This is a genomic window from Microbacterium sp. RD1, assembly GCF_052220165.1.
Taxonomy (GTDB): domain Bacteria; phylum Actinomycetota; class Actinomycetes; order Actinomycetales; family Microbacteriaceae; genus Microbacterium.
The window spans coordinates 1,622,655-1,639,509 of sequence record NZ_JBQPOL010000001.1; the positions used below are offsets into that span (position 1 = coordinate 1,622,655).

The following is a 16,855-nucleotide window of genomic DNA, read 5'->3' on the forward strand; positions in this document are numbered from 1 at the left end:
CCCGACGGCGCGAAGGAGAGATGCGATGTTCTTCCATCGGCAGGAGCTGCAGCACAAAGCGAGCCCGGACAAGCCCGACGCGGTCTACGCCCGCAAGCTCCAGGAGGTGCTCGGCGGGCAGTACGGCGAGATCACCGTCGCCCTGCAGTACCAGTTCCAGGCGTGGAATATGCACATCCCCGGAAAGTACCGCGACCTCGTGTTCGGGATCGGTGCCGAGGAGATGGGGCACGTGGAGATGCTCGCGGTCATGATCGCGCAGCTGCTGGAGAAGTCGCCGCTGGGCATCACCGACGAGGCGGTCCAGAGCGACCCCACCGTGGCCGCGGTCGTCGGCGGTACCGACATCCAGCACGGGATCGTCGCCGGCGCCGGGGCGCGGGCGGTGGACAGCATGGGCAATCCCTGGCAGGGAAGCTACATCACCGCCAGCGGCAACCTCCTGGCCGACTTCACCGCCAATGCGAACGCGGAGATGCAGGGGCGCGTGCAGGTCGCGCGGCTGTACCACATGACCGACGACCACGGCGTGCGCGACCTGCTGGCCTTCCTGTTGGCTCGCGACACGATGCACCAGAACCAGTGGCTCGCCGCCGCCGCGGAGCTGCAGGAGGAGGGTGTCGAGTCGCTCCCGGTGCCGAGCAACTTCCCCCTCGAGAAGGAGGACCGCGACGTGTCGTACCAGTACATCAACTTCTCGGACGGACAGGCGGCCGCGGAGGGACGCTGGGCGGCGGGACCCACGCCCGACGGCAAGGGCGAATTCACCTACGTACCCGAGCCGCAGTCCCAGGTGCCCCTGCCGCCTCCCACGCACCCCGACGTGCGCTTCTACGGCACCACCGAGCTGCCGAACACGGTGGAGAAGCTGGCCGGCCGGGCCCAGGACGCCCTGAAGAAGGAATGAGCGCCTCTCCGGGCACCGGGCTGCCGGCGATGCGGAGTGCGAAGGTGCCGCGCACTCCGCTCGCCGGTCCGTACGGCCATCCCTTCCACCCCATCGCGGTGACGATTCCGATCGGCGCGTGGACAGCGTCGATCGTCTTCGACGTCCTCGGACTGGCGTCCGAGGACGCGGAACCGTCTGCGGTGGGAGCCCGTGTCTTGATCGTGATCGGCCTTATCGGCGCGGTCGTGGCCGCTTTCTGGGGACTGCTGGATCTGTCCCGCATCGCCCCGCAAACCCCGGCTCGCCGGACCGGGCTCATCCACCTCGCCCTCAACACCGCGGCCGCGCTGCTGTTCGCCGTCGGTGCTGTCGTGCGATTCGCCGACGATGACCACATCCCGGGAGGTGCCGTCGTCCTCAGCGTCATCGCGTTGGCGGTGCTGGGAGCATCCGGATGGCTCGGCGGAAAGCTGTCGTACCGCTGGGGCGTGCGCGTGGCCGATGAGGCGACGCAACGAGAAGGATTCGAGCGCTCCTGATCAGTGCCGGCGTCGCGGACGGAGGAGCACGAACGCGGCGCCGGCACCGATCATGGCGGCGGACGCGCGGGCCCGCCGCGAGCGCCATCCGCCCGTGCGTGCACCCGCATCCGCGTGCGGGACCACGAGGACGCCGGGAGTCGGCGCGGTGGGGGGCCGTCGTAGGCCGAGCGTCTGCACCAGAACCGAGATGACGCGGTCGTACACCCGCGGAGCCGCGGCGGAGAGCACCGTCATGGCCGATTGCAGCGTACCGACCTGCACGCTGTGCCGTCCGCGACCGGATGACGCGCGCATGATCGCCCGCGCCACCCGATCCGGGGAGGACACCGGCGGCAGGGGATGGGGCGTGAGCCGCGTGAAGTTGGCGGCGCGCTGGTAGATCTCGGTGTCGATGGTCGCGGGCAGCACGATGCGCACGTCGATTCCCGGACTGTCCAGGAGCTCCTGGCGAAGTGCCCGAGCGAACCCGCGCAGGGCGTACTTGCTGGCCACGTAGGCCGACGCATAGGGCGCGGTGAGGCGGGAGAACAGCGACCCGATGAGAACGATGCGCCCCGTGCCCTGCGAACGCAGCTGCGGGAGCACCGCGCGGACGGCGTCGACGTGAGCGAGCAGGTTCGTCTCGATCACGCGCCGGAAGACGTCGGTGGGAAGCTGCTCGACCGACCCGTACGCGAAGACCCCCGCCGCGCCCACCCAGACGTCGATGCGGCCGAACCGGTCGATCGCGGCGCGGACGAGGCGAGCGACGTCGGCCGGCTCGGTCAAGTCGGCCGTCACCGTGACGACCTCGGCGCCGTGGCGTCGGCATTCCGCGGCGGCCGCCTCGAGCGCCTGCGAGCCTCGCGCGGCGAGAACGAGCCGTGCCCCGCGACGCGCGAACGCGATCGCGGTGGCGCGGCCGATGCCGCGGGAGCCGCCGGGGATGACCACGACGCGATCGGGGAGGCGCATGACCCCAGCCAAGAGGCCGCATCCGTCGGCGGGCAGCGGGTTGACAGCGGCGCGCCTCGGCGGATACCAGGCGCGTCCTGGCGGCACAACCCCGTCGGAGGGTCACCCGGCCGGCCGCAGGGTGTGCTCCATGGCTCGTAACCCAGACGGCGTGTTCCCCGTTGCGGAGGGTGTTCTGCGCATCACCCGCGCCGCGGTGAACTGCTATCTCGTCCGTTCGACGGATGGGCCCGTGCTCGTCGATGCCGGGCTCCCGCGCTCGTGGCCCCTGCTGACCGCAGCACTCCAGTCGTGGGGCCTCTCCGCCGACGACCTCGTGTCGGTGTACCTCACGCACGGCCATTTCGATCACGTCGGGATGTGCGAGCGGCTGTGGCGGGATCATCACATCCCGCTCCACATCCATGAGAAGGATGTGGAGCTCGCGGCGCATCCCTATTCCTACGATCACGAACGGCCGCGCCTGGCCTACCCGTTCCGGCATCCCCGTGCGCTGGGGCCCCTCGGCCGCATGGTCGCGGCCGGAGCTCTCGCGGTGCACGGCGTGCGCGCGCACGGGGACGTGCGGCCCGGCCCGGGTGCGGTCCTGCTCGGCGGGCTCGTTCCGGTGGCCTCACCCGGTCACACCTACGGTCACTGCGGGTTTGTGCTCCCCGGACAGGGCGTGCTCTTCAGCGGCGACGCGCTGGTGACCTACGACCCCTACACCGGCGCCACCGGGCCACGCATCGTGGCACGCGCCGCGACGGCGGATGCGGCGACCGCCCTGGCCGCGCTGGGAAACCTCGCCGCCACAGGGGCCCGGATCGTCGCGCCGGGGCACGGGGACCCGTTCACCGCGGGTGCGCGACGCGCGGTGAGGTCGGCTGTCGAGGCCGGCGTCGCCTGAGGCCGTCAGGCGACGAGCCCGGAGCTGTCCAGCAGCGCACCGAGGGCGAAGGTCGCCGCCAGCGCCAACGCGCCTCCGACCACCACGCGCAGCGTGCCGCGCGTGACACGACTGCCGCCGATGCGGGCGCCGACCGCGCCGGTGAGCGCGAGGGCTGCGAGGACGACGAGGAACGTGACGGGGATCCGGATGCCGGCGGGAAGCAGAATCGTCAGGAACGGGAGGATCCCGCCCACGAGGAACGCCGCTGCCGAAGCCGCTGCCGCCCGCCACGGGCTGACGAGGTCGTCGGGGTCGATGTGGAGCTCGGCCGACAAGTGGGCCCGCAGCGCGTCCCGTGCGGTGAGCTCCTCTGCGACGCGACGCGCCGTATCGGCGGTGAGCCCCTGTGCCCGATATAGACCGGCCAGCTCTTCGAGTTCGGCCTCGGGCATCGTCTGCAGTTCGTGGCGCTCCTTCGCGATCAGCGCGCGCTCGCTGTCGCTCTGGCTGCTGACCGAGACGTACTCCCCGAGCGCCATCGAGAACGCGCCGCCGATGAGCGCCGCCAGCGCTGCCGGCACGATCGCGGCCGTCTCGGTCGTCGCCGCGGCCACGCCCACGGCGATGGCGGCGACGGAGACGATGCCGTCGTTGGCTCCGAGCACCCCCGCGCGCAGCCAGTTCAGCTTTCCCGCGATGCCCGCGCCGTGCGGTTCGTCTCCATGCGCGCTCATGCCTCCACGCTACGGCGGGCTACGTCGGGGTCGGCGGATTCGCGCGGCGCGGACCGGTGCTCCAGGATGAGCGCATGCAGGGCGCAGCGCAATGGCTGGAACGACACCAGGTAGTGCTGTGCGTCCTCGCCGTCGCCGGGGCGGTCGTGCTGGGGATGTGGGCGCCGGGCGCGGCGGTTCCGCTCGAGCACGTCATCACGCCGGCGCTCGCGGCCCTCCTCTACGTCACGTTCCTCGGCGTGCCGATGTCGCGAGTCTGGCGAGGTCTCACCGACGCGCGGTTCTTCGTCACACTCCTCGTGGTCAACTTCGTGTGCGTCCCCCTCGTCGCTTTCGGCCTCAGTCGGCTCGTGGCATCCGATCGCGGCGTCCTCATCGGCGTCCTGCTCGTGCTCCTGACCCCCTGCGTGGACTACGTGGTGGTCTTCGCGGGACTGGCGGGCGGCTCTCGCGAGCGCCTGCTCGCCGCCACCCCCGTCCTCCTTCTCCTGCAGCTGGCGCTCCTCCCGGTCTACCTGTGGCTCTTCGCAGGCGCTCAGGCCGCCGGTGCGATCGAGGCGGCCCCCTTCGTGCGCGCCCTCGTCGTGCTGATCGTGATCCCCGCGCTGCTGGCCGGCCTGACCCAGCGCGCCGCACGGCGCTGGCGGCCGGCGCGGATGCTGCAGGGCGCATCCGCCGCCGCGATGGTGCCCCTGCTTCTCACGACCCTCGTCGCCGTCACGGCCTCGCAGGTCGGCGGAGGCCTCGCCGGCCTGGACATGCTCGCGACGGTCGTGCCGCTGTTCGCGGTGTTCGTGATCGCCGCCGCCTTCGTCGGAATCGCGGGCGCACGCATCGCGGGGCTGGATGCGCGCCGCGGGATCGCCGTCACCTTCAGCGCGACGACGCGGAACTCGCTCGTCGTGCTTCCATTCGCTCTCGCACTACCGGCGGCCTACGCGGTCGCGCCGCTCGTCGTCGTCACCCAGACGATCGTGGAGCTGGTGGCGATGGTGGTTCTGGTGCCTCTCTTCAGATCGGCAGGAGGGCGATCGCTGCTCCGCCGGCTGCTCCCACCAGCACCACGACCCACGGCGGAAGACGCCACGCCGTGAGCAGGACGAAGCACACCAGCGCGAGGCAGAAGGACGGGACCCCCGTCACCGCGGTGGTGAACACGGGGGTGTAAAGAGCCGCGGCCAGGATGCCGACGACCGCCGCATTGGCGCCGCGCAGCAGGGGCTCGGCCCAGCGGTGCCCGCGCATCCGGTTCCAGAACGGCATCACTCCGACGAGCAACAGGAACCCGGGAAGGAAGACGGCGAGCGTGGCGATCAGCGCGCCGACGACACCGCCCGGCCCGACATCGGCCAGGGCGCCCAGGTACGCGGCGAAGGTGAACAGCGGACCTGGCACGGCCTGCACCGCTGCGTAGCCGGTGAGGAATTCCGGGGGTGAGACCCAACCCGGGCCCACGACCGCGGCCTCCAGGAGCGGGAGCACGACGTGGCCGCCGCCGAAGACCAGGGCCCCCGCCCGGGAGAACGCCTCGAACAGCGCGACGGCGCCGTGGGAGGTGACCGCCGTCAGGACCGGAGGAACGACAAGTACTGCCGCGAACAGCGCGAGCGCGGCGATCCCGGCAGCGGGGGAGACGGGAAAGCGCAGCGTGGAGGACGCAGCCGACGGGGGTACTCCGCGGCACACCAGCGCGCCCGCGGCCGCCCCCAGCGCGATCGCGAGCACCTGACCGGCCGTCCCGCCCACCCCGAGCGCGAGCACAGCGGCACCGAGCGCGATAGTGGCCCGGCGCGCATCCGGCGTCAGCGTGCGCGCCATCCCCCAGACGGCCTGGGCGACGATCGCCACGGCGACGATGGTGAGCCCGTGCACGATGCCGGACGCTCCGGGACCGTCGAGCAGATCCGCACCCGCGGCGAGGGCGACCATCAGCGCGGCGGACGGCAGGGTGAAGGCGACGAAGGCAGCGAGGGCGCCCGCCGCGCCGGCGCGGAGCATCCCGATGGCGAACCCCACCTGGCTCGAAGCGGGACCGGGCAGGAACTGGCCGAGAGCGACGAGGTCGGCGTAGTGCTCCTCACTCAGCCAGCGGCGCCGAGTGACGATCTCGTCGCGGAAGTAGCCGAGGTGCGCGATGGGTCCGCCGAAGGAGGTGACGCCCAGCTTGGCGAACACCACCAGCACCTCACCCGCTGAGCCGCGCACCCGAGAACCTCAGCACGGCCGCGGAAACACCGGGTGAACGGCAGACATGCCTCCGAGTGTGCCACCGTCGCCGCCCCGCCGCTGCTTGCAGACCGGGACCACGGCGTCAAGCGTCCCCGGGAAGGCCGTCACCAGCGGTACCGTCGCACCACATCCCATGCCCTCCGTGCCCGCGGAGAGGGAGGACCCCGTGAACGCCCACCCCGATGACGCGCCCACCGACGCGCTGCTCGACGGCCGGTACCGGCTGCGCGACTGCGTCGGTCAGGGCGGCATGGCGCGTGTCTTCCGCGCGGACGACCTGACGCTCGAGCGGACCGTGGCCGTGAAGCTGTTGCGGCCGGGGGCCGATCCGGCCGTCAGCCCCACACGCGTGCGCACCGAGATGACGGTGCTGGCCGGCCTCAACCATCCGTCGCTCGTCACGCTCTACGATGCCAACGTCGCGCCGGGGGGAGCGGACTACCTCGTCATGGAGTTCGTCGACGGCCCGAGCCTGTCGGAGCGGCTCGCGGCCGGGACCGTGTCATCCCGAGAGCTGGCGGGGCTCGTCGGCGAACTCGCCGAGGCACTGCACGTCGTGCATGCATCCGGCGTCGTGCACCGGGACGTCAAGCCATCCAACGTACTCCTGGCCCCGACGAATCTCCCCGGGCGGCAGTACCGCGCCAAGCTCGCCGACTTCGGCGTCGCTTACCTGATCGACAGCACGCGTCTGACGACGCCCGGAACCGTCATCGGCACCGGCGCGTACCTCGCCCCCGAGCAGGTGCGCGGCGAACCGGTGACCCCGGCCGTGGACGTCTACGCCCTGGGCCTCCTTCTGCTCGAGGCGCTCACCGGCCAGCGCGCCTTCCCGCATGCGACGGGGATCGGTGCGGTCCTCGCCCGGCTCAACGCCGCGCCCGCCATCCCCTCGTGGGTCGGGGCGGAGTGGACCCGGCTGGTGCAGCGGATGACGTCCACCGACCCGGCCGACCGCCCGAGCGCGTGGGAGGTCGCCACCGCTGTCGTTCGACTGCCAGAGGTCACCCGACCTGACGGAGAGTCCTCGAAAGTCGGGGAGCCAGAGGCCACTCAGCCCCTGCCGCCGCTTCCGGCGCTCTCAGCGTCTGCCGCCGCGTCGTTCTCCGTCGCATCCGTCCCGGGACCCGCGGCCTCCCACGCCGTCCGTCGGCGGAGTCGTCGGCGGCGGCCGCTTCGATCGTGGCTCGTCCTCGGATCGGCTGCCGTGGCGGCGGTGGTGATCCTCTCCGTCGGCCTGTGGGCCCTCGGGGCGGCCGGAGGCGCACCGCTTCCCGGCACCGTACCCGCCGTCAGCGAGCCGTCGGAGGCTCCGCAGGAGGAGGTGCCGACCGAGCAGCCGGTCGTCGACGCCCCTGTCGTGCCCGTCGTCGAACAGCCCGTCGAGCAGCCCGTCGAGCAGCCCGTCGAGCCGGTCGTCGAGCAGCCCGTCGACCACGTCCCCTCCGGCCCGGATGGGCAGCGCGGAAGCGCCGGCGATGGTGAGAAGGCCGAGCCTGAGGCGCAGAAGGCCGCGGAGAAGGCGGCTCGGGAGCAGGCGAAGGCCGCGGAGAAGGCCCAGCGCGACGCGGAGAAGGCGCAGCGCGCCGCCGAGAAGGCGGAATCGGGCGCGCCCGGCGGGGGATCCGGCCCCGCTGGCGGCGCGCCCTGATCGAGGGAGTCGTGGTACCCGCGAGGGCCCGGATTCCTTGATAGTGTCCCCTCGCGGCCGGTGATGTGCGGCCGCTACCCCGACGAGGAGAACGGCATGCCCTATCGGACCAAGGCGGTTCTGGAGGACTGGCTACAGGAGTTCCCCGCGTACGGCAGCGAACTGCTCGGCCATGTGGCGCTGCAGGACGGCAGTGACGGCAGCGACACCGGACTGGTGATCGTGCGCCTGCAGAACGCGCCGACCGGAGTCTTCATGCAGCCCGTCGGACGAGGCGATCCGCGCTGGGAGGTCACCTTCGAGGCCCGCCTCGAGGATCTGTCGATGGATGCCGACCGGGTGGCCGCGCTGGCCCGCGAACTCGAGCTGGCCTCTCGGCTGTGCCGTCACTTCGAGGCGAAGTCCCGCGAGCACGACCGCGAGGTGGCGGCGGCTGAGACCCCCTGACGGAAGCGCCGCGACGATGGGTGTCAAGACCTACCGCCGCGCACGGCGGACCGCCAGGATGGAGCGCGTTCGACATTCGCATCGGCTGACGGGAACCGCATGTTCGACATCTTCGTCACGGGCGCGAGAGTGGCCACGAGCGACGAGGTCGCCGAGGCGCTGCTGGAGTATCTGCGGGTGCTCTCCGAGCAGGACCGCACCGAGCTCGTCTCCTTCCCGGCGCTCCTGGATGGTCAGCCGGGCCAAGCGTGGGTGACGCTGGGCAAGGGCGTCCCGCTCCTCGCTGTCAAGAGCGAGCCCGAACTCGGCCTGTCGCTGGAGGGCGAGGAGTTCGCGGCCTGGAGCATCCGGCGACGCGCAGCGGCAGCGGCCGCGCGGGTCTCCGATCTCGACTGGAACGACGTGCCCTGACACGAAAGGTCCGCGCAGCTCTTCGCGCTGCGCGAGTTCTGCGTTAGGGTGGACAACGCGGTCAATCTGACCAGCCTCCAGATCCGGCTCCGGATCGCCCGATTGAATCGAATCTTCTTCATCACCTCCCAGTTCAGCCCCTCGCGTCGCCTCTCCGTTTCTGCGGTGTTGTGGCGACGCCCCCCTCTGCCGGGCGATACCGCCCGCCTCCGACTCCGCGGCATTTCCGGCGCGGTCAATCGGGTCGCTGTCGCGGCCCAGCCTTACGAAAGAGAGATCCGATGACATTCGGAACGGTGAAGTGGTTCAACGCGGAGAAGGGCTACGGCTTCATCGCGCCCGAGGACGGCACGCCCGACGTGTTCGCGCACTACAGCGCGATCGACGGCGGCGGCTTCCGTTCGCTGGAAGAGAACCAGCGCGTGGAGTTCGACGTCGAGAGCGGCCCCAAGGGCCCCCAGGCCTCGCGCATCCGCGCCGTGTGATACCCCGGATGCGGCGGGTGTCAGCCCGCCGCATCCGTCCGGGGCCTGTGCAGTGGCTGTACATCGGTGGCGTATCCGTTTTGCGGCATGTGAACCGCGTAGGGTCGTCCTCGAGGCACCCCCCGCCCCGCTCACGCCAGCTTCGACTCCCGAGTCTCGCTGCAGAACATCAGGAGTCGCATGACAGCCACCGTCGCACCTATCGAGGCCACGCTGGGGCGCGTACGCCAGACCTACGCCAGCGAGAAGAGCTTTCCTCCGGTAGCTCGGGCCTACACACAGGTGTCGCAGGTGGCCAAGGAGATGGGTCTGCTTCGACGCGCCCCGCTCTTCTACGCGGCCGTGGCCGGCGCCATCCTGGTGGGCTTCGGCGGTGCGATCACCGGGTTCATCCTGCTGGGCGACAGCTGGTTCCAGCTGCTGATCGCCGGGGCGCTCGGCATCCTCTTCACGCAGGTCGCCTTCCTCGCGCATGAAGCCGCCCACCGTCAGATCCTGGCGTCCGGACCCGCGAACGACCGGCTGTCCCGGATCATCGGACCCGGACTGGTCGGCATGAGCTACTCGTGGTGGAACTCCAAGCACAGTCGTCACCACGCCAACCCCAACCGCGTGGGCAAAGACCCCGACATCGAGATCGACACGATCTCCTTCGTCGAAGATGACGCGGCGAAAGCGCGGGGCCTGGTTCGATTCATCACGCAGCATCAGGGGTGGTTCTTCTTCCCGCTCCTCACCCTCGAGGGCCTGAACCTCCACTTCCTCAGCATCAAGCACCTCGTGACCACGCGCGGTCCTCTTCCCGGCCGTTGGATGGAGCTCTCGCTCATCCTCCTGCGCCTGGCCGTCGTGATCGTGCCGGTCTTCCTCTTCCTGCCGCTGGGTATGGCCTTCGCCTTCATCGGCGTGCAGCTGGCGGTGTTCGGTGTCTACATGGGAGCGTCCTTCGCCCCCAACCACAAGGGCATGCCGATCATCGCCCCCGACGCCCGCATCGACTTCTTCACCAAGCAGGTGCGCACCTCCCGCAACGTTCGCGGGGGATGGTGGGCGACCGCCCTCATGGGCGGCCTGAACTACCAGGTCGAGCACCACCTCTTCCCGAGCATGGCGCGCCCCTACCTCTCCCGCGCTCGCGACATCGTCCGTGACGCCTGCGAGACGCTGGACGTGCCGTACACCGAGACGTCGCTGTTGCGTTCCTACGGCATCGTGATCTCGTACCTCAATCGCGTCGGCCTCGCCGCGCGCGACCCGTTCGACTGCCCGACCCGTGGCCAGCTGCGCGGCATCTGAGAAGACTCCGCGGACGTAGAAAGCCCCTCTCGCTTCGGCGAGAGGGGCTTTTCGTGCGGAATCAGAGGGGGCGAACCGACGAGATCGAGATCGGTTTGCTGGCGGGACCGTGCGTCGATGCGGCGGCGGTCTCGGCGTCATCGAGCGAGGCGGAGTTCTCGGCCTCGTCGGCGGGGTGGGGGGGAAGTGCGGTGAGGTGTCCGGGGCGGGGGCGGACGGAAGCCCGTCGGGAGGGGGAGGCGGGGTTGGGGGGTCGCGCGGCAGAGGTGCTCATGACCCCACCGTAGGCCGTTCACATGTGAGCGTCCACAGGCAGTCGTATCAGCGCTCGAGAACCTGGCCCGGGGTCGTGCCGAAGACGGCGGCATGCCTGTCGGCGAAGTGGCGGGGCCATCCGAACCCCCACCGCAGGGCGACCTCCGCGATCGTGTCGCCTCGCGACGGGTCTGCCCGGGACAGGTCGTCGTGGGCCCCTTGCAGACGGACGCGCAGGAGGTAGTCGTCCATCGACCGGTGCCGTGGGTCCCGCGCACGGAAGGCGCGATCGACGTCTCGTGCGCAGGCACGGGCCGCCACCGCGACGTCCTCCGCCGTGATCGGAAGGGCGGCGCTGTCGTCGATGAACTGGCGAGCGCGCCGGTGGATGGCGCTCAACTCGCCGCGGGTGAGCGAACGCTCCCGACGCTCGCCGCCCGGCGCGAAGACCTCGAGGGCGGTCGCGGCCAGCGCCGTGTAGGTGCGCGCTCGGATCAGGTCGGATTCGAGATGTCCGAGGTTCGCCTCCGTCATCGCCACGAGAGCCGCCGTGCGCCACCGCAGTGCGGCATCCGCGTCGCGAGCTTGGGTGCGCAGTGACAACTCCCGCGCGTCGTCGGCGCACAGCGCCCGGAGAGACGTTTCCAGGGACGCAACCTCCAGGTTCACCACGTGCACGTCCGCATCGGTGATGCACGATGCCGCGCGCACTCCGGGTCCGCAGGCCATCGGGGTCTGGGTGGCGTCTCCGGAGTGCCGGCCCACGTCCCACCGGTACGACCCGGTGCCCGACGAGATGACCACCATCGGCACCTCACCGGCGAACGAGAATCGTCCGTCCAGCCGCATCCGCAGCAGTGCGAATCGATCCTCGCTGGCGCTCCACTGCTCGAAGGAGATGCGCGTCGCCGACATCGAGACGGTCCCGAACTGCTCGCGGATGCGGTCTTCGGCGAACTCGGGCACCGCGGCATGGAACGTCTCGATCCGCATGCCACCTCCCGCCGCCTCCGTTGGCGTGATCCGACCATACCGCCGTCTTCGCGGCGCGTGAGACTGCGCGCGCGCCACGAGACTGCATCCGGCGCACGTAGTTTCGTGGCGGCGGTGCAGTCTCGTGCGAAAATCGGCGGAGGATAGGGGATTCGAACCCCTGAGAGCTTTCACTCAACACGCTTTCCAAGCGTGCGCCATAGGCCACTAGGCGAATCCTCCAGCAGCCCCGGAGGGCCGCCGACCATCCTACCCGGTCGCTCGGAGCGCTCGAGTCCGCGTCGACGGAGGATCAGTGCGCCGGCGCGGGCTCGGGCGGATGCGCGTACGCCGACCCCGGCCGGATGACGATCGAGCGCGGCGCCACGAGCGCCAGCGCGCGCCGCCATCGCGGCGCCGCGGCCCGCAGTCCCGCCCGCACATCGACGACGGCCGTCGCGAGCTCCGCGCCATCGGGGTGCCAGAGTCGCCCGGCGTAGCTCGAATGCTCGATCGCCGTCACGAGGATCGCGACGGCCGCGGCGGGAGCACCGTGCGACGACGCCAGCCGCGCGCCGAACGCGCGGGGCGACTCCGCCGCGGGAACGGGGACGCCCAGATCGATGGCGACCTCCTGCACGGTGAGCCAGGCCGACGCGGCGTCGCCGCCCCGGGCGTCTGCGAGAAGCCGCCGGCGTCGCACCTCTCCGAGCACGGCGGGGGTCACGAGCAGGAGGAGGGTCAGGAATCCGATGGCGACTCCCGGCGCCGGGTTGGCGGATGCCTCCGAGCCGGCGCCGCCTCCTGCATCCACGTTCTCGTCCGGGCGCAGTCCCGCCGGCGGCGTCGCCGTCGGGGCTGCCGCCTCGGGTGCGCTCTGCTGCGGCGCCCGGTCGGCGGGACTGCCGGCGCCGGGAACGAAGGCGGCCGAGAACGTCGTCGGCACCCCGAGGCTGTTGGTGGGTTCGAAGGGGATCCATCCGAGGCCCTCGAAGTGCACCTCCGGCCACGCGTGCAGCTGGCTGCTGGAGACGGTGTAGAGCGTCTGCCCCTGAGTGGTCGTGCTCGTGTTCGCTCCGGGGAGATATCCCACCACGATGCGGGTCGGCATGCCGAGAGAGCGCGCCATGAGCGCGAAGGCCGACGCGAAATGCACGCAGTAGCCCTCACGCTCCTCGAGGAACTGTGCCACGGCTTCTGCGCCGCTGCCGTCGAAGCCGTCGTCGACGGGGGCTTCCAGGGAGTAGGAGAACGCCGAGCTGCGAAACCACGACTGCAGGGCCTGGAGCGCGTCGTAGTCGTTGGTCGCGGATGCGGTGATCTCGCGCGCGGTCGTGCCGATCACGTCGGGCATGCCCTCCGGAAGGGCGAATGTCACATCGCGTACCTCCCCGCCGGCGTTGCGCGCGCGGATCTGCTCGAGCGTCGGTCGCGGCACGTGCGTGACCACCTCGTAGACCTGACCCTGCGTCGAGCCGGTGCGGGTGACGACGGTGCGGTTCTGAGCGAGCGTCCCCCACGCCCCGTCCAGGCCGGCGATGGAGGTGGCCGGATAGGGGACCGGGAGCCAGGGCGAGTTCAGATCGGTGATCTCCACCGTGGTGCGATACTCCCCGACCTCGACGTCGCCGTCCACCGCCAGCTCGGGGAAACCCGCGCCTTCTTCGAGGGGAAGCGTCCGCCCGTCGTCGGGCTCCCAGACCGCGCCGTCGAACCGCGACAGGGTCACGGCGCGCAGATAGGGCGGGTTCGCGGCCGTGGAGCGCAGCGACAGCACCTCGACCTCTCGCGGCTGTCGGAGGTCGTCGCCGAGCTCGAGCGTGGGATCGATCGTGGCGCCCACGCCGACGCCCGTCCCGCCCGCCCGTGCCCCGGGCGCCGGGAGCAGCGGACCGGCTACGAGGGCGACGATCACGGCGATCGCCCCGATGCCCACGGCCGTCGCGGTGGCGCCGCTCTGACGCGAACGCTCGGTTCCCTCCACGCGGGCGTGCGACTGCCGCTGACGGGCGCGTGTGTCCACGCGCATCAGGAAGAGGATGGCGCTTCCCAGGAGCACGAACGCGGGCAGATCGACCTCCCCGGGAACGGCGATGCTGGGGATCAGCGACACCGCGATCAGCCCCACGGCCGCCAGCAGCGGCATCCGGGCGGTCAGCACGACGTGGTCCAGAGCGATGGCCACCAGCCCGACAGCGGCCACGAGAAGGAAGGCGAGCGGCACGGCCGCCTCCAGCGGCGCCGCACCCAGCACGATCTCCTCCACCCCCGCGGAGACGTACACCGGCACGAGGGCGAGACTCTCGGGGCTCGGGATGATCCACACGAACGCGGTGCCGCTGCCGAACAGGGCAGTGAGTCCGACCACCCAGGTCGCCGCCTCCAGGAGGGCGACCGCGACGCCGGGCAGGCGGAACCAGCGCGCGGCGAAGCCGGTGCCGAGCACCGCGGCGGCGAGGAGGATCGAGGCGGGGAGCCATCCGGCGGGCTCGATGACGCGCAGGATCGGCAGCACCGCCGCCACGATCGCGACGAACACGCCGATGGCCAGCGTGAGGTCGGTGCGCCGCCGGCCCACGATGCGCTCGGGGCCGCGCCGGGCGGTCCACGGGTCAGCGGACACGGGCGCCCCCTCGGTCGATCGCGCTCTCCCACGCTCGGGCCAGGTCGCCGGACGGCGCGACGGATGCCGCGGAGAAGCCGAAGCCGCGTACGCGGTCGATCGCGTCGGACGCGCTGCCGATGCCGAGGACGATCGGCAGCGCAGAGTGATGCACGAGGGGCGCCAGCGCCGACGCGTCGGCCGCGGCGAGACGGCCGGTGATCACCACCACGGGGCCGGTGAGCACCCCGGCGAACAGCCCCGCCGTGCGGAGGAGGTCATCGCCTCTGCGCGTGGTCAGTGTCGCGAACTGCGCCGCGAGCGCCTCCACCTCGTACACCTCGCCCCCGGAGATCGGCTCGGACAGGCTCGTGCCGTCGGAGTCGATGACCGTCACGGTGTAGCCCTCGCGCACGAGGCGGAGCGCCGCGGAGACGGCCAGGCACACCCCTGCCTCGAAGGCGGGATCGGTTCCCGGGGCCAGGAGCGCGTCCGGACCCCATCTCAGCGCGCCGCGATCCAGCACGACTGTCGCCTCGGGGCTGGCCTCCTGTTCCTCCTGACGCACCATGAGCGCGTCGCGGTGCGCGGTGGCGCGCCAGTGGATGCGGCGCATCGAGTCGCCCGGTGCATACGGCCGCGCGACGAGGTTGTCGGCGCCCTGTCCGAGCTGCGCGGTCGCTGACTGCAGCATCCCGCCCGCCTCGCCGGGCGCGCCCGGGAGCGCCGCCAGGTCGACGAGGGCCGGCGCCACGGTGACGCGCGTGCGCTCGCCGAGGGAGAATCTGCGCCGTGCCAGCCCGAACGGGTCGGTGGCGGTGATCACGAGCGGACCCAGCGGGTGCACGCCGCGGAGCCCCGCCTCGATCGAGTAGGTCAATTCGACGGTGCTCTCGCCGCGGAAGCCCGAACCGATCGCGGGGAACACGCCGTGCGCCCGCCCGGAGAACGCTGCCGGGAGGGCATCGTCCCAGCGCCCCGGAGCGGTGGGAAGCGCCGAGCGCAGACCGACACGCACCCGCACGGTGCTCTCGCGGCCGACGGATGCGACGTCGGGGGTGAGCGAACGGCTGACGGCCTCGGTGTGGCGGGCGGCGAACAGCGAGATGACGCTGACGACGACCACCGCCGCCAGGAGCACGCCGAAATAGATCAGCTCGGCGACCCCGGCCTCGTGCGCGAGGAAGAACGCGAGCACCGCCAGGACCGCGGCCGCGGTGCCGCGGGCGGTCAGCGGCCACAGGCGTCTCATGCCGGCCTAGGCCCGGGCGGCGAGGGGGACCCGCACGGATGCCGCGATCCTGTCCAGCGCGGCTGCGATGACCTCCACCGATGCGCGGCCGCCGGCTGCGGCGCGGCTGGGAATGAGACGGTGGGCGAAGACGGGCGACAGCAGAGCGGTGACGTCGTCGGGGATGACGAAGGCGCGTCCGTCCAGCGCCGCCCAGACCTTCGCCGCACGTACCAGCTGGAGCGTGGCTCGCGGGCTCGCGCCCAGGCGCAGATCGGCGTGCGCGCGTGTCGCCTGGGACAGCGCGACGGCGTAGTCCTCGATGGCGGGGGAGACGTGCACCGCTCGCGCCCAGGCGATGAGCTCGCTCACTCGGGCTGCCGTCACGACGGGCCGGAGAGCCTCCAGCGGATTGACGCTGTCGCGCTGGCGCAGCATGAGCGCTTCGCTGCGTGCATCCGGGTAGCCCATCGAGATGCGCACCATGAACCTGTCGCGCTGCGCCTCGGGCAGGGCGTAGGTGCCCTCCATCTCGAGCGGGTTCTGCGTCGCGACCACGAGGAAGGGACTCGGGAGCACGTGCGTGCGGCCGTCGACGGTGACCTGCCGCTCCTCCATCGCCTCCAAGAGCGCGGACTGCGTCTTAGGAGAGGAACGGTTGATCTCGTCGGCGATCACCACCGAGGCGAAGATGGCGCCCGGCTTGAACTCGAACTCACGGCTGACGGGGTTGAACACCGAGACCCCGGTGACGTCGCCCGGGAGCAGATCAGGAGTGAACTGGATGCGACGCACGCTCGCATCCACGGAGGCGGCGAGGGCGCGCGCCAGCATCGTCTTGCCGACGCCGGGGACGTCCTCGATGAGCAGATGCCCCTCGGCCAGGAGCGTCACCAGCGCGAAGCGCACGGCCTCCGGCTTTCCGTCGATGACCCGGGAGATCGAGTCCACGATCTCGCCGGTGATCTCGCCGAACTGCTCGGCGGTCAGTGCCGGGGAGGCCGGCGGCACGGAGAGGGAAGCGGGTATCGCGGTCTCGTTCATGCGTGCCCTCGGGTTCGGGGATGGGGCGCCGTCGCCCGTCGTTACCCGATCGTAACCCGCCGAGAGCTCACCGGGGCTGAGAGGTGGCCCTGCGCCCGCGTTGGCGGGCAGCGGCGTCGGCGGATAGAGTAGGGGCGGCTCTCCGCGTGGCGGCATCCAGGCCAACTCCCCCAGGACGGAAACGTAGCAAGGGTAACCAGGCTCTGCTGGGTGCGCGGAGAGTCTTTTCTTTGCCTCGCCGC

17 protein-coding genes, 1 tRNA gene and 1 other RNA gene are annotated in these 16,855 nt (G+C 71.4%); 10 read left to right on the forward strand and 9 right to left on the reverse strand.

Annotated elements, in window-relative coordinates; translation table 11 throughout:
* The first annotated feature begins 25 nt into the window (after window positions 1-25).
* Together ACTU3I_RS07920 and ACTU3I_RS07925 are read left to right on the forward strand one after the other, a co-directional pair.
* Window positions 26-907: a manganese catalase family protein gene (locus ACTU3I_RS07920; RefSeq protein WP_442925117.1), complete on the forward strand. Its 882-nt coding sequence runs from the start codon at window positions 26-28 to the stop codon at window positions 905-907.
* Entirely contained in the window at window positions 904-1,428 is a 525-nt protein-coding gene (locus ACTU3I_RS07925; protein WP_442925118.1) for a DUF2231 domain-containing protein, read from the forward strand. The genes ACTU3I_RS07920 and ACTU3I_RS07925 overlap by 4 nt, the downstream gene beginning before the upstream one ends.
* Here the strand turns inward: ACTU3I_RS07925 and ACTU3I_RS07930 are convergent, their stop codons facing one another.
* The gene (locus tag ACTU3I_RS07930; protein ID WP_442925119.1) at window positions 1,429-2,385 is read right to left on the reverse strand and encodes an SDR family NAD(P)-dependent oxidoreductase; all 957 of its coding nucleotides are present in this window, start codon (window positions 2,383-2,385) and stop codon (window positions 1,429-1,431) included.
* 130 nt (window positions 2,386-2,515) lie between these two features.
* Here ACTU3I_RS07930 and ACTU3I_RS07935 point away from each other — a divergent pair, with 130 nt between their 5' ends.
* Window positions 2,516-3,274, forward strand: a complete 759-nt coding sequence (locus ACTU3I_RS07935) for an MBL fold metallo-hydrolase (protein ID WP_442925120.1) — start codon at window positions 2,516-2,518, stop codon at window positions 3,272-3,274.
* 5 nt (window positions 3,275-3,279) lie between these two features.
* On the opposite strand, the gene ACTU3I_RS07940 is transcribed toward ACTU3I_RS07935, so the two are convergent.
* Window positions 3,280-3,990, reverse strand: coding sequence for a VIT1/CCC1 transporter family protein (locus ACTU3I_RS07940; protein WP_442925121.1), 711 nt, complete (start codon window positions 3,988-3,990; stop codon window positions 3,280-3,282).
* A 74-nt stretch (window positions 3,991-4,064) separates the two neighbouring features.
* Between ACTU3I_RS07940 and ACTU3I_RS07945 the strand changes: the two genes are divergently transcribed.
* A complete protein-coding gene (locus ACTU3I_RS07945) occupies window positions 4,065-5,084 on the forward strand; it encodes an arsenic resistance protein (protein ID WP_442925122.1) in 1,020 nt (339 codons plus the stop codon).
* Here the strand turns inward: ACTU3I_RS07945 and chrA are convergent.
* The gene (gene chrA / locus ACTU3I_RS07950) at window positions 5,002-6,195 is read right to left on the reverse strand and encodes a chromate efflux transporter (protein ID WP_442925123.1); all 1,194 of its coding nucleotides are present in this window, start codon (window positions 6,193-6,195) and stop codon (window positions 5,002-5,004) included. The genes ACTU3I_RS07945 and chrA overlap by 83 nt on opposite strands.
* Window positions 6,196-6,352: 157 nt before the next feature.
* Here chrA and ACTU3I_RS07955 point away from each other — a divergent pair, with 157 nt between their 5' ends.
* The 5 genes from ACTU3I_RS07955 (at window position 6,353) to ACTU3I_RS07975 (ending at window position 10,509) form a co-directional block, all read left to right on the forward strand.
* Window positions 6,353-7,870, forward strand: coding sequence for a serine/threonine-protein kinase (locus ACTU3I_RS07955; RefSeq protein ID WP_442925124.1), 1,518 nt, complete (start codon window positions 6,353-6,355; stop codon window positions 7,868-7,870).
* Between the two features lie 96 nt (window positions 7,871-7,966).
* The gene (locus ACTU3I_RS07960; protein ID WP_442925125.1) at window positions 7,967-8,317 is read left to right on the forward strand and encodes a hypothetical protein; all 351 of its coding nucleotides are present in this window, start codon (window positions 7,967-7,969) and stop codon (window positions 8,315-8,317) included.
* A 99-nt stretch (window positions 8,318-8,416) separates the two neighbouring features.
* Window positions 8,417-8,728: a hypothetical protein gene (locus tag ACTU3I_RS07965; RefSeq protein WP_442925126.1), complete on the forward strand. Its 312-nt coding sequence runs from the start codon at window positions 8,417-8,419 to the stop codon at window positions 8,726-8,728.
* 281 nt (window positions 8,729-9,009) lie between these two features.
* On the forward strand, window positions 9,010-9,213 hold the full coding sequence (locus ACTU3I_RS07970) for a cold-shock protein (RefSeq protein ID WP_442925127.1): 204 nt from the start codon (window positions 9,010-9,012) through the stop codon (window positions 9,211-9,213).
* Between the two features lie 180 nt (window positions 9,214-9,393).
* A complete protein-coding gene (locus tag ACTU3I_RS07975; RefSeq protein WP_442925128.1) occupies window positions 9,394-10,509 on the forward strand; it encodes a fatty acid desaturase family protein in 1,116 nt (371 codons plus the stop codon).
* A 61-nt stretch (window positions 10,510-10,570) separates the two neighbouring features.
* Here the strand turns inward: ACTU3I_RS07975 and ACTU3I_RS07980 are convergent, their stop codons facing one another.
* From ACTU3I_RS07980 to ACTU3I_RS08005, 6 genes are all read right to left on the reverse strand, one after another.
* Window positions 10,571-10,783, reverse strand: a complete 213-nt coding sequence (locus ACTU3I_RS07980) for a hypothetical protein (protein WP_442925129.1) — start codon at window positions 10,781-10,783, stop codon at window positions 10,571-10,573.
* Between the two features lie 47 nt (window positions 10,784-10,830).
* Window positions 10,831-11,757: a helix-turn-helix domain-containing protein gene (locus ACTU3I_RS07985; RefSeq protein ID WP_442925130.1), complete on the reverse strand. Its 927-nt coding sequence runs from the start codon at window positions 11,755-11,757 to the stop codon at window positions 10,831-10,833.
* 137 nt (window positions 11,758-11,894) lie between these two features.
* Window positions 11,895-11,979, reverse strand: a tRNA-Ser gene (locus tag ACTU3I_RS07990).
* A 70-nt stretch (window positions 11,980-12,049) separates the two neighbouring features.
* The gene (locus tag ACTU3I_RS07995; protein ID WP_442925131.1) at window positions 12,050-14,359 is read right to left on the reverse strand and encodes a transglutaminase family protein; all 2,310 of its coding nucleotides are present in this window, start codon (window positions 14,357-14,359) and stop codon (window positions 12,050-12,052) included.
* Window positions 14,349-15,590: a DUF58 domain-containing protein gene (locus tag ACTU3I_RS08000; RefSeq protein WP_442925132.1), complete on the reverse strand. Its 1,242-nt coding sequence runs from the start codon at window positions 15,588-15,590 to the stop codon at window positions 14,349-14,351. The genes ACTU3I_RS07995 and ACTU3I_RS08000 overlap by 11 nt, the downstream gene beginning before the upstream one ends.
* Window positions 15,591-15,596: 6 nt before the next feature.
* Window positions 15,597-16,613 (reverse strand): AAA family ATPase, encoded by a 1,017-nt coding sequence (locus ACTU3I_RS08005; RefSeq protein ID WP_442925133.1) that lies wholly within the window; start codon window positions 16,611-16,613, stop codon window positions 15,597-15,599.
* A 133-nt stretch (window positions 16,614-16,746) separates the two neighbouring features.
* Here ACTU3I_RS08005 and ffs point away from each other — a divergent pair.
* Window positions 16,747-16,843: signal recognition particle sRNA small type (gene ffs / locus ACTU3I_RS08010), an RNA gene on the forward strand.
* The last annotated feature ends 12 nt before the right edge of the window (window positions 16,844-16,855 follow it).